The organism is Limnohabitans lacus, from assembly GCF_030053395.1.
Classification (GTDB): domain Bacteria; phylum Pseudomonadota; class Gammaproteobacteria; order Burkholderiales; family Burkholderiaceae_C; genus Limnohabitans_A; species Limnohabitans_A lacus.
The window spans coordinates 119,013-135,526 of the sequence record NZ_JASGBH010000002.1 but is presented as its reverse complement, the minus strand read 5'-3'; the positions used below and the strand labels follow the sequence as shown (position 1 = coordinate 135,526).

Here is a 16,514-nt window from a genome sequence, read left to right as displayed (position 1 = left end):
GGCCTGAGGCGCATGGCTTCAGAGCAAGGCGGCGTAGACCAGGTCGCGAAACAGCGGCCTGTAATAGTCCCGCTGGTTGGGCGCCTGGATCATCAGCATTGCGTACATGTCCAGAGCCGGGTCCACAAAGAAGGTGGTGCCCGCGATGCCGCCCCAGTAATACAGGCCTACCGAGCCGGGCACAGGCGACAAGCCCAGCTGGGTGCGCACGGCAAAGCCCAGACCAAAGCCGTGGCCGGGCGGCAGCAAGGTGCCATCGGACGGCATGCCGCCCAGGTGGTCGGCGGTCATGTAGTCCACCGTGTGGGGGCCGAGCAGGCGCACGCCATCGAGCTCACCCCGGTTGCGCAGGCACTGCAAAAAGCGGCTGTAGTCCATGGCGGTGGACATCAGGCCGCCGCCACCGCCTTCCATGGCGGGCACTTGGCGGGGTTCGAGCACCTTCATCGGCACGCCGCCGTCGGGGTCGTGTGCAAAGGGCTCGGCAATGCGGTGCTGCTGCTCGGGCGGCACGGCAAAGCCGGTGTCCACCATGCCCAGCGGGCCAAAGATTTCGGCTTGCAAGAAGGCGCCTAAGCTTTGGCCGCTCACCACCTCCACCAAGCGCCCCAGCACATCGGTGGCGCGGCTGTAGGCCCACACCGTGCCGGGCTGGAACTGCAAGGGCATCGCCGCCAGCGTTTGTGAAAACTCGGCATTGGTGCGCTCGCGCGAGGCGATCTTGACTTGGCCGTATTGCTGCTGAACGGGCGAGGTGCCTAAAAATTCATAGGTCAGGCCCGCTGTGTGGCGCAGCAGGTCTTGCACCGTGGCCTCTTGGCGGGTCGGCTCCAGCCCTTGGGCGGTGGCCACCTGCTGGTTTTTGTATTCAGGCAGCCAGCGGCTGACCGGGTCGCTCAAGAGCAACTGCCCACGCTCGACCAGCATCATCACCGCCACCGATACGACCGGCTTGGTCATCGAATAGATGCGGAAGATGCTGTCGGTCTTCATGGGTGTGCCCGCAGCGGGGTCTTGCTGGCCGATGGCCTCGAACAAGGCAATCTGCCCACGCCTGGCGACCATGGCCACAGCGCCGGGCAGCCGGCCGCTGGCCACTTCGCGTTGCAGCACGTCCATCAGGCGTTGGGTGCGCTCTGGGCACAGGCCCACATCGTCAGGTCGGGCGTGGGGCAAAGCGGTGTGTGTGGTCATGGGCGGCTCCAAGGGTAGAGCGTTTTGTACACCAGCCCGTCGCTGCGAGGTATCACCTGCGGGGCACATGCCGCCTGGCCTTGTCGCTCAGGCGTCAAAGACCGCAACCCTCGCACTGTGCGAGCCTTGCTAGACTGAATTCATGCGCATTTCTGAACTTTCTGCCAAGACCCAGGTGTCGGTGCACCGCTTGCGGCGCTACGAGGCCGACGGCCTCATTCAAAGTCAGCGATTGCCCAATGGCTACCGTGTGTACGACGACAAAACCGTCAAGCATGTGGTCTTCATCGCCATGTCCCGAGAGATGGGTTTTTCGTTGCCCTTCATCGCCGAGTATTTGCCGCGCTTCAAAACGGGCCAGTTGTCGGCGCAAGACATGATCGACGCGATCTTGGTGCGTGTGGCCGAGATTGACCAGCTCATGAGCGAGCAAAAAGCATTGCGCCAAAAACTGATGGACCACATCGGGTGGTTCAAAACCCAAGCCAGGAGAAAACCATGAGCCCACTGGACATGCTTAAAAAAATCAATGCGATGGCCGAGTTCAACCGCTGGTGCGGCATCGAAGTCACCGTGGCCGAACCCGGCTTTGTGGAAATCCAGATGCCCTGGCGGCCAGAGGTCGGACAGTATTCGGGCTTCTTGCACGCGGGCTTGATCGGCACACTCATCGACACCGCGTGCGGCTTCGCCGCTGGCACCGTGGCGGGCCCCAATCTGCTGGCCGCCAACTTTTCGGTCAACTGCTTGCGCCCTGCGGTGGGTCAAAAGTTCATTGCCCGCGCACGCGTGGTCAAGCCCGGCAAGGCGCAGGTCTTCACCAGCTGCGATTTGTTCGCGGTGGATGCCGACGGCGAAAAACTGGTGGCCAATGGCCAGACTTTGCTCACGGTGGTGCAAGCCGGCTGAGCTTGGCCAGCGAGTGGACGGGTCAGTGTGACCGGCTCCAAAGCGCCTGCCCGCGCTGCGCTTTGCTCGCATCGCAAGGCGTGAGGGTGATGGGGCCTTGCGGTGTTTGGCGCAGCTGATCGGCCAGCGCCATCAAGGCCTCTTCTGGGCCACTGATCAGTTCAAGTTCCAGCTCCAGCAGCGGCTCCGTCAAATCGGTGCCGGGTACGTGGATGCGGCCTTGGTCCAGTGCCACTTCGATCCGTGCGCCTGCATGGTCGATCAGCCAGCGCTGGCGTTCAAAGTCGGTGCAAAACATGGCCTGCAACTGCGGGCGCAGGGCCATCAGTGTTTGGCTGAGCGCTGCGTCATCCACCAAGGTATCGAACTGCAGGGCGCCAGGCGTGGTGGGGCCTTCCCATTCTTGGCGGCGAGACAGGCCTTGGCTGCTTTGGCCGGCGGTCTTGACGGTCAGCAGCCACTGCTCGCCCGCCAGGCGCTCGCGCACCGCCACGCGGGCTTGTTGCAGGGTCAGAGCGGGGGTGTCGAAATAGGTGTTGAGCAGGCGGCGCTTTTCGCTGGCAGCGGCCAGCAAGGGGTGGGTCAGCAGGCGCGGCAGGTCTTGCGCACCCAGGGTCAGCTTGAGTTCGGTTTCCATGGGGTGTGTTTGTCGGTGTTTCAGCGGCGTGGGCGCAGCATGGACAGCAGCACCCCATCTTTGAGCAGCACATGGTGGAAGATGGCCGCCACGGCATGCAAGCCCGCCAGCCAAAGAACCATGTCGCCCAGCACGCCATGCACATCGCCCCAGTCGGCCAGATGGGCCAGATGGGCCAGTGAAGATTGCGCGATGAGGGGCATCTCGTTGACGCGAACACCGCCCAGCAAGGTCAAGGGATGGCCTGCGCTGGCCAGGGCCAAGAAGGCGCTGAATGGCACCGCCAAGAGCAGCAACCACAGCAAGCCATGCGTGGCTTGGGCCGTGATGTGCATCCAACGGGTCATCTCAAATTGTGGTTTGGCGGGGCGCACCGCCACCCACAGCAGGCGCAGCAAAGTCAGCGCCATCACCAGCACGCCCAGCGATTCGTGCGCCACGATGTCCAGGCGGGTGGCGGGGTCCAAACCTTGGCGCATTTCGCGGCCAAAGTGCTCAGGCCCGAGGATGAAGGCGATCAGCACGGCGATGGCCGTGAGCCAGTGGAGCGCTCGGCTGAGGGCGTCGTAATGGGTGCGGATGGTTTTCATGTGGTTTCCCCTGAAAACCCAATTGTGCGGACCCAGCATCCAAGCAATATGACTTGGGTCAAGCCATCTTGAAACGCTCGCGCAAATAAGCCACGATCGCCCCCGATTCCTGCAGCCATTGGGTTTGGCCGTTGGCGTCGGTGATTTGGAGGCATGGGACTTTGGTGGCCCCAGTGCCTTGCAGCAGCTGTTCACGGTGGGCCGCATTGTGTTGGGCGTCGCGCTTTTCAATCGGCAGTGACAGGCGGCGCATTTCCTGGCGCACCTTGATGCAAAACGGGCAGGTGCTGAACTGGTACAGCGCCAAGCTTTGGCACTGCAAGTCAACGCTGGCTTGTGCCTCGGGCGTGCGCTGAACGCCGCGGGGTTGGGTCAGGCGCTCTTTGAGCAGCATGAAGGGGCCGAGCACAAGGCGCAGGGTTCTGAAAAATGCACGGACAAGGGTTTTCATGAGGATCCAAACTTTCAAAGTAGCGAGAAGAGGGGGCGGTGTCAGAGCAGTCGTGCCAGGTATTTGCCGGTGAAGCTGGCCTTGTTTTTGGCCAGTTGCTCGGGTGTGCCTTCGCCGACCACGGTGCCGCCGCCCGCGCCCCCTTCGGGGCCCATGTCGATCAGCCAGTCGGCGGTTTTGATCACGTCCAGGTTGTGTTCGATGACCACGATGGTGTTGCCCGCATCGCGCAGCTGGTGCAAGACTTTGAGCAACAAATCGATGTCGGCAAAGTGCAGGCCGGTGGTGGGTTCGTCCAAGATGTAGAGCGTGCGGCCGGTGTCGCGCTTGGACAGCTCCAGCGCCAGCTTGACGCGCTGCGCCTCGCCGCCCGACAAAGTGGTGGCGCTTTGGCCCAGCCGGATGTAGGTCAGGCCCACATCCAGCAGGGTTTGCAGTTTGCGCGCGATGTTGGGCACAGCGCTGAAGAACTGGTGCGCGGCTTCCACCGTCATGTTGAGGATCTGCGCGATGTTCTGGCCCTTGTATTGCACCTCGAGCGTTTCGCGGTTGTAGCGCATGCCGTGGCACACGTCGCAAGGCACGTACACATCGGGCAAGAAGTGCATCTCCACTTTCACAACACCGTCGCCCTGACAGGCTTCGCAGCGGCCCCCGGCCACGTTGAAACTGAAGCGCCCAGGCCCGTAGCCCCGCTCGCGTGCGGCAGGCACCTCGGCCATCAGCTCGCGGATGTGGGTGAACAGGCCCGTGTAAGTGGCGGGGTTGCTGCGTGGGGTGCGGCCAATGGGCGACTGGTCGACGTTGATGACCTTGTCGAAATGCGCCAGGCCCAAGATGGCTTCGTGCGCGGCGGCTTCATCGTGCGCACGGTGGATTTGATGCGCCGCTGCGGCATACAGCGTGTCGTTGACCAGCGTGGACTTGCCTGAACCGGAAACACCCGTGACGCAGGTGAGCAGCCCGACGGGGAATTTCACGTTCACGTTTTGCAGGTTGTTGCCCGCTGCACCGACGATCTCGATGAAGTCTTTGCCCGCCTTGTGGCGCTTGGGGATCTCGATTTTTTTGCGGCCGGACATGTACTGGCCTGTGACCGAATCGGGTGCGGCCAAGATGTCGGCGCAGGTGCCTTGCGCCATCACGCGCCCACCGTGCACGCCCGCGCCCGGCCCCATGTCGATGACGTGGTCGGCCACGCGGATCATGTCTTCGTCGTGCTCGACCACCAGCACGCTGTTGCCAATGTCGCGCAGGTGTTGCAGCGTGCCGATCAGCCGGTCGTTGTCGCGCTGGTGCAGGCCGATGCTGGGCTCGTCGAGCACGTACATCACACCCGTCAGGCCCGAGCCGATCTGACTGGCCAAGCGGATGCGTTGCGCCTCGCCGCCGGACAAGGTGTCTGCGCTGCGGTCCAGGCTCAAATAATTGAGGCCCACATCGTTGAGAAACTTCAGACGCGAAGCGATCTCGCGCACGACCTTGTCGGCGATCTCGGCCTTGGCGCCATGCAGTTGCAAGCCTTGAAAGTACTGCTGCGATTCGCCCAAGGTGATGTGGCTGATTTCGTAAATGGCGCGGGCTTGCGTGCCCTCGCCAATGCGCACATGGCGGGCTTCGCGCTTGAGGCGTGTGCCGTGGCAGCTGGTGCAAGGCTGGGTGCTGCGGTAACGGGCCAGGTCTTCGCGCACCACCGACGAATCGGTCTCGCGGTAGCGCCGCGTCATGTTGGGGATGATCCCTTCAAAGGGGTGCTTCTTGCTGACCTTTTTGCCTTGGGAAGCCCCTGACTCCATGACATAGCTGAACTTGATCTCTTCTTCGCCCGAGCCATGCAGCAGCACCTGTCGGTGCGCCGCGGAGAGTTTTTCAAACGGCGCTTCGATGTCGAACTGGTAATGTTTCGCCAGGCTCTCGAGCATGCTGAAGTAAAAGCCGTTGCGCCGGTCCCAGCCTTTGATGGCGCCGCTGGCCAAACTCAGCGATGGGAAAGCGACCACACGCTCGGGGTCAAAGGATTCCATGGTGCCGATGCCGTCGCAGGTGGGGCAAGCGCCCATGGGCGAGTTGAAGGAGAACAGCCTCGGCTCCAGCTCGCTGATGGAATAAGTGCACACCGGGCAGGAGAACTTGGCGTTGAACAGGTGTTCTTGACCGGTGTCCATCTCCAGCGCCACAGCGCGGTGTTCGGCCAGGTGCAGCGCCGCTTCAAAGCTTTCGGCCAGGCGCTGGCGCAGGGCGTCGCGCGCCTTCGCATCTTCTTCGGCGCGGACTTTGATGCGGTCCACCACCACGTCGATGTTGTGCTTTTCGGTTTTCTTGAGCGTGGGCAGGTCTTCGACTTCGAAGGTCTGGCCATTGATGCGAAAGCGCACATAGCCCAAGGCCTGCATCTGTTCGAAGACTTTTTCAAACTCGCCTTTTTTCTCGCGTGCAATCGGCGCGAGGATCATCAGCTTGGTGTCTTCGGCCAGGGCCAGCACGGCGTCCACCATTTGGCTCACGGTCTGCGCCTGCAGGGGCAGGTTGTGGTCGGGGCAATAAGGCGTTCCGGCGCGGGCATACAGCAGGCGCAGGTAGTCGTGGATCTCGGTCACGGTGCCCACGGTGGAGCGCGGGTTGTGGCTGGTGGCCTTTTGCTCGATGGAAATGGCGGGCGACAGGCCCTCGATCAGGTCCACATCGGGCTTGTCCATCAGCTGCAAAAACTGCCGCGCATAGGCCGACAGGCTTTCCACATAACGGCGCTGGCCTTCGGCATACAGCGTGTCAAAGGCCAGGCTCGACTTGCCCGAGCCCGACAGCCCCGTGATCACCACCAGCTGGTTGCGCGGGATGTCCAGGTCGATGTTTTTGAGGTTGTGCGTGCGCGCACCCCGCACGCTGATGTGCGTCTGCCGCAAGGCCGCAGCCAGGTAAGTATCTTGGCGATCAGAGTTCACAGGGGAGCCACAAAAACAAAACCCACCATTATCAAGGATGGTGGGTTGGCGGGACGCGCCACAGGCAAAGATGGCCCTGTAATCAGGGACAATGGCATTTTTCGTTCCGTCTGGCTTGTTCGCGTGACCCTTTCCCCTTCAGCTTCTGATGCAGCCCCTGTGGCCGCCACGTCCATGACGCCCCTGGAGCGTCGTGCCAGCGCATCGTTGGCTTCGATCTTTGCTTTGCGCATGCTGGGTTTGTTTTTGGTGCTGCCGGTGTTTGCCCTCGAAGCCCGCAAGTACCCCGGTGGCGAGGACCCGGCCCTGCTTGGGCTGGCCATGGGCATTTATGGCCTGACGCAGGGCCTGTTGCAGCTGCCTTTTGGCATGGCTTCGGACCGCTTTGGTCGCAAGCGCGTGATCGTGCTCGGTTTGCTGATCTTTGCCGTGGGCAGCTTTTGGGCGGCAGCGGCCACCGATTTGACGGGCTTGTTGATCGGTCGCAGTGTGCAGGGCGCAGGCGCTGTGTCGGCCGCCGTGACGGCCTTGCTGGCCGATTTGACCCGTGATGAAGTGCGCACCAAGGCCATGGCGCTGGTCGGCGCCAGCATTGGCCTCATGTTTGCCCTGTCCCTGGTGTTGGCTCCGCTCATGGCCGCGGCCATGGGCTTGTCGGGCTTGTTTGTGTTGACGGGTGCGCTGGCTTTGCTGGGCGTGACGGTGGTGGTTTGGGGGGCTCCCCCTGCCCCGCCCTTGGTGGCGGGGCCGGCCCGTGGCCGCTTGAAAGATGTGCTCAGCCATGCCGGATTGCTGCGCCTGAACTTGGGTGTCTTCATGCTGCATGCGGTGCAATTGGCCATGTGGGTGGCCGTGCCAGGCTTGCTGGTGCAAGCGGGCCTGGGCAAAGACCACCATTGGCAGGTGTACCTGCCGGCCGTGCTGGGCTCCTTTGTTCTGATGGGGGGTACTTTCGCCATGGAGCGGCGCGGTCACCTCAAGAAAGTCTTTTTGGTGGCCATCGCCCTGATCACGGTGGTGCAGTTGGGCTTTTTGCTGCAGGCTTCGGGCACCCCTCGGTTGGGGGTGTTGGCGGGCCTGTTGTTCGTGTTTTTTTGTGGCTTCAACGTCTTGGAAGCCACCCAGCCCAGCTTGGCCTCACGTTTGGCCCCGAGCGCAGTGCGGGGCACCGCCATGGGCGTTTACAACACCTTGCAGTCGCTGGGTTTTTTTGTGGGTGGCTGGCTGGGCGGCTATCTGGTCAAGACCTGGGGCAGCCAGGCGCTGTTCCTCAGCTGCGCGGGCGCCATGCTGGTGTGGCTTTTGGTGGCCTTGCCCATGCAGGCACCCTCGCGATCGGCCCCTGTTCGCCAGACGGCCTAATGGCCGCATAATTCAAGCTTATTCGAGGAGTTTTTCATGGCATCCGTCAACAAAGTCATCATCGTCGGCAATTTGGGCCGCGACCCCGAAACCCGCTATCTGCCTTCTGGCGACGCTGTGAGCAACATCAACGTGGCCACCACCGACCGCTACAAGGACAAAGCGACCGGTGAAATGAAGGAAGCCACCGAGTGGCACCGCATCAGCTTTTTCGGCAAATTGGCGGAAATCGCTGGTCAGTACCTCAAAAAAGGTTCGCAGGTCTATGTCGAAGGCAGCCTGCGCACCCGCAAGTACACCGACAAAGACGGCATCGAGAAATTTGCCACCGAAATCCGTGGTGAAACCATGCAGATGCTCGGCAGCCGTCAAGGCATGGGTGGCCCATCGGACGATGGTGGTGGCTACGCACCGCGCCAAGCCCCAGCCGCTCGCCCAGCCGCTGCGCCCGCAGCAGCCCGTCCAGCGCCAGCGGCCAAGGCAGCGCCGAGCAGCTTCGACGACATGGACGACGATATCCCGTTCTGATCTGAATCATCTGCCCCTCATAAAAACCCGTGGCTTGCCCCACGGGTTTTTTTATGTCCGGCTCTTTGTGGGGGCGCAATGGGTGGCCATAAGTTGAAACTGTTTCGTTCCGCATGCGTTGACCACCTTGGCGTGCATCGGTCCAGAATGGGGCCATGAACGAAATCACTTCGCGCCATTTGCCATTGGACGATGCGCAACGCAGACAGCTGCACAACGAAGTCCATGCCCGCCCCTCGGCCCGTGTGCGCTTGCCGGCCTTGATTGTTTATGTGGCGGTGCTCAATGCGGGCATCTCCCGCGAGCAAGAGTGGGCCCACTTGCGCAGCTTGCCGGGGCACGCCGATTTGCAGCCGGAGCAGTTGAGCGGCAATTTTTTGCGTCTGCGCTGTGACGGCTTCACCGTCAAATGGGAACGGCACACCGAGTTCACCCGTTACTCGATCGTGCAGGCATTGCCCGCGCATGCGGCTTGGGGCCATGCCATGCCTGAGCTGGCATCACAGGCGGTGGTGGGCAGCGACTGGTTGCGGGCCATCCCCGGTCAGACCGTGGCAGCGATCCATTTGGGCATGATGGCAGGCGACATCGCCGCGCCCGACATCGTGGCGCAAGCGCAAGCCTGGTTGGGCGAAGGCTCCGTGGTGGGCTCGCGCATGGGCCGCACCAGCGAGGGTTTGTCGCATTCGTGTGTGCTGACGCACTTCCGCTTGGGCGCAGACGGGTTTGAACGCATGCTGGTGGTCGCCCCTGAGGGCACGCCCGACACCCGCGCAGGTCGCATCTCGCAACGCCTTTTGGAGCTGGAGACTTACCGCTTGATGGCCTTGCGCGGCTTGCCCGTGGCCAAGGCCTTGGCGCCGGTCTTGGCCGAGGCTGAAGCGCAGCTGGCCGACATCACCGCCCGGCTGGAGCACAAGGGCGACAGTGACCAGGCGCTGCTCGATGTGCTGGTGTCACTGGCTGCGCGAGTGGAGCGCGCCACGGCCGAGCACGGGTACCGGTTTTCGGCCACGCGGGCTTATGACACCTTGGTGGGCCAACGCATTGCCGAGCTGCGTGAGCGGCCTGTGGCGGGCATTCAGACGGTGGGCGAGTTCATGCAGCGCCGCTTGTCCCCGGCCATGGCCACGGTGGCGGCCACGGCGCAGCGCTTGGCGTCCTTGTCTGAACGCGTCTCGCGCACCAGTGCGTTGTTGCGCACCCGGGTGGATATCGCCACTGAATCGCAAAACCAAGTCTTGCTGGAAAAGCTCACCAAAGGCCAGGCCTTGCAGCTGCGCTTGCAAAGCACCGTCGAGGGCTTGTCGATTGCGGCCATCAGCTATTACGTGGTGAGCTTGGTGCTGTACGGCGCTAAAGCCCTGAACAAGCTGGGCCTGCCCCTGAACCCTGAGATGACGGCCGGCCTGTCGATCCCGCTGGTGCTGTGGGGCGTTTGGCGCTTGACGCGGCGCATCCACGCCAAGCTGCACCAGGGCGACTGAGCTTCAGGGCAGCGCAGAGGCGGCATGGATCACGCCGCCGCCCAGGCACACATCGCCGTCGTACAGCACCGCGCTTTGGCCGGGCGTGACCGCCCATTGCGCTTGCGCAAAGTGCATCTCGAATTCAGGTGCGCTCAGGCCATTCGCACCCGGGCGCAAATCGCAGGGTGCATCGGCTTGGCGGTAGCGGGTCTTGGCAGCGTATAAGCCCGGTGCGGGGGGCTGGTCTGCGCACCAGCTGGCGTCGTTGGCTTGCAGGCTTTCGGACAGCAGCCAAGGGTGGTCATGCCCTTGCACCACCCAGAGGGTGTTTTTTTCGATGTCTTTGCGGGCCACAAACCAAGGCGTGTGCTCGCCACCGCCGCGCTGCGCACCCTTGGCCTTGATGCCGCCGATCCCCAAGCCTTGGCGCTGACCGAGGGTGTAAAAACTCAGGCCCACGTGTTGGCCAATGGTGCGGCCGCTCGGGTCTTTGATGGGGCCAGGCTCTTTGCTGATGTAGCGGTTGAGGAACTCTCTGAAAGGCCGCTCACCGATGAAGCAGATGCCGGTGGAGTCTTTTTTCTTGGCGTTGGGCAGACCGATCTCTTGCGCAATGCGGCGCACCTCGGTTTTGTGCAGCTCGCCCACTGGGAACAAGGTTTTGGACAGTTGCGCCTGGTTCAGTCGGTGCAAAAAGTAACTTTGGTCCTTGGACGGGTCCAGGCCTTTGAGCAATTCATGGCGGCCAGTCTGTTCATTCAAGCGCACGCGGCAGTAGTGGCCGGTGGCGATCTTCTCGGCGCCCAGGCGCATGGCGTGGTCGAGGAAGGACTTGAACTTGATCTCGGCGTTGCACAGGATGTCGGGGTTGGGGGTGCGCCCGGCTTGGTACTCGCGCAAAAACTCGGAAAATACGCGGTCTTTGTAGTCGGCTGCAAAATTAACGTGCTCGATCTCGATGCCCAGCACATCGGCCACGGCTGCGGCATCCACAAAGTCGATGTTGGATGAACAGTATTCGCTGTCATCATCGTCTTCCCAGTTTTTCATGAAGATACCGACGACGTCATAGCCTTGCTGCTTGAGCAAGTAGGCGCTGACGGCTGAATCGACGCCGCCGGACAAACCGACGACCACGCGGGGAAGTTGTGACATGCTCGGATTATCCCGCGACACTCAGGCTAAATCTGCACATCCCTTTGACTTACATTTAAACCATGTCCAAACCCTGCACTTGGTGCAACACCCTTCGAACCGTTCTGAGCGACACCGCGCAAGGACTGTTCCTTGTCACCCACAGTGGTTTGGCCATGGTGGGCTTGGGCGTGGCGGCGTTTGTGTTGGCGCTGTGGGTCAAGCCCGACTGGCTGCATGCTTCGGAAGAAAGACTGTTTGATTGGCTGCGTGAGCGGCAGGTGCTGGTGTCCTGGCTTCCTGAAAATGCGGCTGAACGGGCCACCGCCCTGAATGTTCAAGACTTGCCCCCACGGCAGGCTGCCGTCGCCACATGGTTGGCCCGCAAATACAGGGTCGCTCCAGAGCCTGTGGCTGCATTGGTGGCTGAGGCCTATGTTTTGGCCAAAAAGTACAAGCTCGAGCCTCATTTGATTTTGGGCGTGATGGCCATCGAGTCGAATTTCCACCCCTACATCCAAAGTCAGGCCGGTGCGCAAGGTTTGATGCAAGTGATGACGGGGATACATGCCAAGCGCTACGAGGCCTACGGCGGTAACTTGACGGCGTTTGACCCCATCACCAACATGCGGGTGGGGGTCGCCGTCTTGTGGGATGCGATCAAGCTCAAGGGGGGCTCGGTCGATGACGGCTTGAAGTTTTACCTGGGGGGGGATGCCGTGTTTGAAGACGGGGGCTATGTGGCCAAAGTTCGTGCCGAGCAAGCCAGGCTAGACCAGGTGGCTGCAGGTGTGAATGTGCCACTTCAGTGAGGGACTGACCCCCGGAGTTTTGCGGGTTTCGCTGCTCAGGCCGTTCGGCTGAAAAACACCGCGCTCATGAGGAAGCCGGTGCCGATCACCAACCAGCGCACCCAGCGCGAGGGCAGGCGTTTGGCCAGCCGTGCACCGGCCCAGCCCCCGCAGGTGGCCAGCATCATCATCCACAGGGCCTGGTCCCAAACAATGGCGCCGGCCCAAGCAAATGCGGCCACCGACAGCCAAGACAGCACAAACGAGTTGAGGTTCTTCAAGCCGTTCACCGTGTTCAGGCGCGTTTCGCCCGTCAAGGTGTACAGCGCCATGAGCAAGATGCCCAGCCCCCCGTTGAAGTAACCGCCATAAACGGCCACGGCCAGCAAGCCGGGCAAGCGCCATGCCGGCTGACCTCGGCCAGCGCTGCGGGCAGCGATGACCGGACCCAAGGCAAACAGGCCCGTGGCCAGCAACAACAACCAAGGCACCAGACCCGAGAACAATTGGGCCGGTGTCACCAGCAGCAAGCCTGCGCCCATGAGACCGCCCAACGCCGCCACGATGACTTCGCGTTGCAAGGTGGCGCCGGGAATGGCTTTGAGCTCGTCTTTGAAGCCCAGTGTGCTGCCCAGGTAGCCGGGGCTGACCGCCGCGGCGCTGGTGGCATTGGCCGCCAGCGGGGGCACGCCGGCAAACACCAGGGCCGGAAAGGTCAGAAAACTGCCGCCGCCAGCGATGGCGTTGAGCACGCCTGCGCCAAATGCGGCCGCGCCCGTGATCAGCCAAACGCTGTCCATCATGCGGAAGCAGCCGTCAAAGGCGGCAAAGAGGCCACGGCCGCGTCGGTGTAAATCATTTCCAGCGGAAAGCGTTGTCCGGCCTGGTGGTCCTCGATGCAGCGCAAAACCAGCGGACTGCGGTGGCGGTCAGCACTGGCACGCACCTCGTCCAGCGTCATCCAGACGGTGCGCACGATGCCTTCGTCCAAAGACAGGCCGGGCTGTTGTTCGCCGATCTCGCCGCAAAAAGCCATGCGCAAATAGGTGATGTCTTCTTGCGTCGCGGGCCTTTGGAAACGCGACAAATACACGCCCACCAGCGCGGTGGGCTTGAAGGGGTGGGCGGTTTCCTCCAGGGCTTCGCGGGCGCAGCCTTCGGCCGGGGACTCGAAGGGATCCAGGTGTCCGGCCGGGTTGTTCAGCCGCAAACCCTCGCGTGTCAGTTCCTCCACCAAGAGGTATCGGCCATCTTTTTCGATGATGGCGGCAACGGTGACATTGGGTTTCCAGCGTGTATCCATGCAGGAATTATCACCAAATGGCCAAGGTGGCATGTCAATTGCGTGTCCACTGGGTTGGCATGGGCCTTTGTTGCACATCGGAACAGCGATGGGGCGGCTTACTTCATAATGAGTAGAAGCCAGATGTCGTGAATGCCCGCTCATTTGCATCGAACATCGTTGAATTTCAAACTACTGGAGACAAACCATGCGCATAGGCGTGCCACGAGAAATATTCACGGGTGAAAAACGGGTGGCCACCGTCCCCGATGTGGTGACCAAACTGGTCAAACTCGGTTTTGAGGTGGTGGTCGAGCAAGGTGCGGGCGAGTTGGCCGACCTGTCCGATGCCGCTTACACCGAAGCGGGCGCCACCATCGCGCCCAACGCTGCGGCCCTGTGGAGCGGCAGCGACATCGTCTTCAAAGTGCGTGCCCCCACGCCCGACGAAGTCGCGCTGATGCACGAAGGCCAGACTTTGATTGGCTTTTTGTGGCCCGCCCAAAACCCCGAATTGATGCAGCAGTTGGCGGCCAAAAAGGTCACCGCGCTGTCGATTGACGCTTTGCCCCGCACATTGAGCCGCGCCCAGAAGATGGACGCGCTGACCTCGATGGCGGGTGTCAGTGGTTACCGTGCTGTGGTCGAGTCGGCCAACGCCTTTGGCCGTTTCTTCAACGGCCAGATCACGGCTGCGGGCAAAGTGCCCCCCGCCAAAGTGTTCATTGCTGGCGCCGGTGTGGCCGGTTTGGCCGCCATTGGCGCAGCCGCCAGCTTGGGTGCCATCGTGCGTGCCAACGACACCCGCGCCGAAGTGGCCGACCAGGTCGTGTCGCTCGGCGGTGAGTTCGTCAAGGTCGACTATGAAGAAGAGGGCTCCGGCGGCGGCGGTTACGCCAAGGTCATGAGCGAAGGCTTCCAAGCCGCGCAGCGCGAGATGTACGCCAAACAAGCCAAAGAGTGCGACATCATCATCACCACCGCGCTCATTCCTGGCAAACCTGCGCCCAAGCTGATCACCGCCGAGATGGTGCAAAGCATGAAGCCCGGCAGCGTGATCGTGGACATGGCAGCCGAGCAAGGCGGCAACTGCGAGTTGACCGAACCCGGCAAGGCCGTGGTCAAGCACGGCGTGACCATCGTGGGTTACACCGACCTGGCTTCGCGCATGGCGCGTCAGTCGTCCACGTTGTACGGCACCAACTTGTTCCGCTTGACCGAAGAGCTGTGCAAGACCAAAGACGGCGTGATCAACGTCAACATGGAAGACGACGCCATTCGGGGCCTGACGGTCATCAAGAACGGTGAAATCACCTGGCCCGCCCCGCCTTTGGTGGTGGCTCCTAAGCCAGCTCCTAAACCAGCCGCAGCGCCTGCCGCCAAAAAAGGACATGGCCACGGCGAGCCCTCTGGCCCCATGCCGGTGGGCCAGTTGCTCATCGTGTCGGCGGTCGCCGCCGTGCTGCTGGTGCTGGTCGGTGCCTATGCGCCAGCCGCTTTCCTGTCGCACTTCACGGTGTTTGTGTTGGCCTGTTTTGTGGGCTACATGGTGGTCTGGAACGTCAAGCCCGCGCTGCACACCCCGCTCATGAGCGTGACCAACGCCATCAGCTCGATCATCGCCATTGGTGCGCTGGTGCAGATTTCGCCTTTGGCTGCGGCTGGGCGCCCCAACACGCTGATCGCCATCTTGGCCGCTTTGGCGCTGGTGCTGACGGCCATCAACATGTTTGGCGGCTTTGCCGTCACCCAGCGCATGCTGGCGATGTTCCGCAAATAAGAACAAGGAGACCCTGAATGTCCGCAAGCTTAGCCACGGTCGCCTACATCGGCGCGACCATTCTCTTCATCCTCAGCCTGGGCGGTTTGTCCAACCAGGAAACCGCACGGCGCGGCAACCTCTACGGCATGATCGGCATGAGCCTGGCCGTGCTGGCCACCATCTTTGGCCCGCAAGTCACGGCCGAAGGCATTCCCATGATCGTGGGCTCGGTGCTGGTGGGTGCGCTCATTGGTTTGTACGCTGCACGCAAAGTGCAGATGACACAAATGCCCGAACTCGTGGCGCTGATGCACAGCATGGTCGGCATGGCCGCAGCGCTGGTGGGTTACGCCACCTATGTGGACCCCGAAGCTTCCAAGAATTTGGACAGCGCAGCGCACGCCATCCACGCCGGTGAAATCTACATCGGCATCTTCATCGGTGCGGTGACCTTCTCGGGTTCGGTGGCGGCGTTTGGCAAGTTGTCCGGCCGCATCGGCGGCAGCCCCTTGCTCTTACCCGCTCGCCACTGGCTCAACCTGGTGGGTTTGATCGCAGTCGTTTATTTCGGCCGTGAATTCATGAACGCCCACACGGTGCAAGACGGCATGGTGCCCCTGATCATCATGACCGCCATCGCTTTGCTGTTCGGCATCCACATGGTCATGGCCATCGGTGGTGCCGACATGCCGGTGGTCGTGTCCATGCTCAACAGCTATTCCGGCTGGGCCGCAGCAGCCACCGGCTTCATGCTCTCCAACGACTTGTTGATCGTGATCGGCGCTTTGGTGGGCTCCAGCGGCGCGATTTTGTCCTACATCATGTGCAACGCCATGAACCGCAGCTTCATCAGCGTGATCGCCGGGGGCTTTGGCACCACAGCCGCCGCACCCAAGCCCACGGGTGAAGCGGCCGAGCCGCAAGGTGAAGTCAGCCCCATCTTGGCGGCCGAAACCGCCGAGTTGCTGCGCGACGCGAAAAACGTGATCGTGGTGCCCGGCTACGGCATGGCCGTGGCCCAAGCCCAGCACACGGTGTTTGAAATCACCAAAACACTGCGCGACAAAGGTGTGAACGTGCGCTTTGGCATCCACCCGGTGGCGGGGCGCATGCCTGGCCACATGAACGTGTTGCTGGCCGAGGCCAAAGTGCCTTACGACATCGTGTTCGAGATGGACGAGCTCAACGACGACTTCCCCGAGACCGATGTGGCCATCGTGATCGGCGCCAACGACATCGTGAACCCTGCTGCACAGGACGACCCGACCAGCCCGATCGCCGGCATGCCTGTGCTGGAGGTCTGGAAGGCCCGCACCAGCATCGTGATGAAGCGCTCCATGGCCAGCGGCTATGCGGGTGTGGACAACCCTTTGTTTTACAAAGAGAACAACCGCATGTTGTTTGGCGATGCCAAGAAGATGCTCGACGAAGTCCTGCTGGCTTTGAAGGCTTGAAATGGCCAG

The 16,514-nt window shown here is 62.0% G+C and carries 16 protein-coding genes; 8 read left to right on the top strand and 8 right to left on the bottom strand.

The window, feature by feature from the left end; genetic code table 11:
• Nucleotides 1-18: 18 nt before the first annotated feature.
• On the bottom strand, nt 19-1,194 hold the full coding sequence (locus QLQ16_RS03195; protein WP_283223242.1) for a serine hydrolase domain-containing protein: 1,176 nt from the start codon (nt 1,192-1,194) through the stop codon (nt 19-21).
• Nucleotides 1,195-1,336: 142 nt separating this feature from the next.
• Here QLQ16_RS03195 and QLQ16_RS03190 point away from each other — a divergent pair, with 142 nt between their 5' ends.
• A complete protein-coding gene (locus tag QLQ16_RS03190; protein WP_283223241.1) occupies nt 1,337-1,696 on the top strand; it encodes a MerR family transcriptional regulator in 360 nt (119 codons plus the stop codon).
• Nucleotides 1,693-2,103 carry a PaaI family thioesterase gene (locus QLQ16_RS03185; RefSeq protein ID WP_283223240.1) on the top strand — a complete coding sequence of 137 codons (411 nt, stop codon included), beginning with the start codon at nt 1,693-1,695 and terminating at the stop codon, nt 2,101-2,103. The genes QLQ16_RS03190 and QLQ16_RS03185 overlap by 4 nt, the downstream gene beginning before the upstream one ends.
• Before the next feature lie 22 nt (nt 2,104-2,125).
• Here the strand turns inward: QLQ16_RS03185 and QLQ16_RS03180 are convergent, their stop codons facing one another.
• The 4 genes from QLQ16_RS03180 to uvrA are packed head-to-tail and all read right to left on the bottom strand — an operon-like array spanning nt 2,126 to nt 6,723.
• The gene (locus QLQ16_RS03180) at nt 2,126-2,740 is read right to left on the bottom strand and encodes a CYTH domain-containing protein (protein ID WP_283223239.1); all 615 of its coding nucleotides are present in this window, start codon (nt 2,738-2,740) and stop codon (nt 2,126-2,128) included.
• Between the two features lie 20 nt (nt 2,741-2,760).
• Nucleotides 2,761-3,330, bottom strand: coding sequence for a cytochrome b (locus QLQ16_RS03175; RefSeq protein ID WP_283223238.1), 570 nt, complete (start codon nt 3,328-3,330; stop codon nt 2,761-2,763).
• Nucleotides 3,331-3,388: 58 nt separating this feature from the next.
• Nucleotides 3,389-3,781: a glutaredoxin family protein gene (locus tag QLQ16_RS03170; protein ID WP_283223237.1), complete on the bottom strand. Its 393-nt coding sequence runs from the start codon at nt 3,779-3,781 to the stop codon at nt 3,389-3,391.
• A gap of 41 nt (nt 3,782-3,822) precedes the next feature.
• Nucleotides 3,823-6,723, bottom strand: coding sequence for an excinuclease ABC subunit UvrA (uvrA, locus tag QLQ16_RS03165; RefSeq protein ID WP_283223236.1), 2,901 nt, complete (start codon nt 6,721-6,723; stop codon nt 3,823-3,825).
• Nucleotides 6,724-6,897: 174 nt separating this feature from the next.
• Between uvrA and QLQ16_RS03160 the strand changes: the two genes are divergently transcribed.
• The 3 genes from QLQ16_RS03160 (at nt 6,898) to QLQ16_RS03150 (ending at nt 10,100) form a co-directional block, all read left to right on the top strand.
• Nucleotides 6,898-8,085, top strand: coding sequence for an MFS transporter (locus QLQ16_RS03160; RefSeq protein ID WP_283223491.1), 1,188 nt, complete (start codon nt 6,898-6,900; stop codon nt 8,083-8,085).
• A gap of 36 nt (nt 8,086-8,121) precedes the next feature.
• Nucleotides 8,122-8,613 carry a single-stranded DNA-binding protein gene (gene ssb / locus QLQ16_RS03155; RefSeq protein ID WP_283223235.1) on the top strand — a complete coding sequence of 164 codons (492 nt, stop codon included), beginning with the start codon at nt 8,122-8,124 and terminating at the stop codon, nt 8,611-8,613.
• 155 nt (nt 8,614-8,768) lie between these two features.
• Entirely contained in the window at nt 8,769-10,100 is a 1,332-nt protein-coding gene (locus QLQ16_RS03150; RefSeq protein WP_283223234.1) for a DUF3422 family protein, read from the top strand.
• Nucleotides 10,101-10,103: 3 nt separating this feature from the next.
• Here the strand turns inward: QLQ16_RS03150 and mnmA are convergent, their stop codons facing one another.
• Entirely contained in the window at nt 10,104-11,237 is a 1,134-nt protein-coding gene (gene mnmA / locus QLQ16_RS03145) for a tRNA 2-thiouridine(34) synthase MnmA (RefSeq protein ID WP_283223233.1), read from the bottom strand.
• 62 nt (nt 11,238-11,299) lie between these two features.
• Between mnmA and QLQ16_RS03140 the strand changes: the two genes are divergently transcribed.
• Complete coding sequence (locus QLQ16_RS03140; protein ID WP_283223232.1) at nt 11,300-12,028, top strand: transglycosylase SLT domain-containing protein; 729 nt, start codon at nt 11,300-11,302, stop codon at nt 12,026-12,028.
• 35 nt (nt 12,029-12,063) lie between these two features.
• On the opposite strand, the gene QLQ16_RS03135 is transcribed toward QLQ16_RS03140, so the two are convergent.
• Together QLQ16_RS03135 and QLQ16_RS03130 are read right to left on the bottom strand one after the other, a co-directional pair.
• Nucleotides 12,064-12,810 carry a sulfite exporter TauE/SafE family protein gene (locus QLQ16_RS03135; RefSeq protein ID WP_283223231.1) on the bottom strand — a complete coding sequence of 249 codons (747 nt, stop codon included), beginning with the start codon at nt 12,808-12,810 and terminating at the stop codon, nt 12,064-12,066.
• Nucleotides 12,807-13,310 carry an NUDIX hydrolase gene (locus QLQ16_RS03130; protein ID WP_283223230.1) on the bottom strand — a complete coding sequence of 168 codons (504 nt, stop codon included), beginning with the start codon at nt 13,308-13,310 and terminating at the stop codon, nt 12,807-12,809. Before QLQ16_RS03130 ends, QLQ16_RS03135 begins: the two co-directional genes overlap by 4 nt.
• 187 nt (nt 13,311-13,497) lie before the next feature.
• On the opposite strand from QLQ16_RS03130, the gene QLQ16_RS03125 reads away from it, so the two are divergent.
• The gene (locus tag QLQ16_RS03125) at nt 13,498-15,069 is read left to right on the top strand and encodes a Re/Si-specific NAD(P)(+) transhydrogenase subunit alpha (RefSeq protein WP_283223229.1); all 1,572 of its coding nucleotides are present in this window, start codon (nt 13,498-13,500) and stop codon (nt 15,067-15,069) included.
• Between the two features lie 17 nt (nt 15,070-15,086).
• Complete coding sequence (gene pntB / locus QLQ16_RS03120) at nt 15,087-16,505, top strand: Re/Si-specific NAD(P)(+) transhydrogenase subunit beta (RefSeq protein WP_283223228.1); 1,419 nt, start codon at nt 15,087-15,089, stop codon at nt 16,503-16,505.
• The last annotated feature ends 9 nt before the right edge of the window (nt 16,506-16,514 follow it).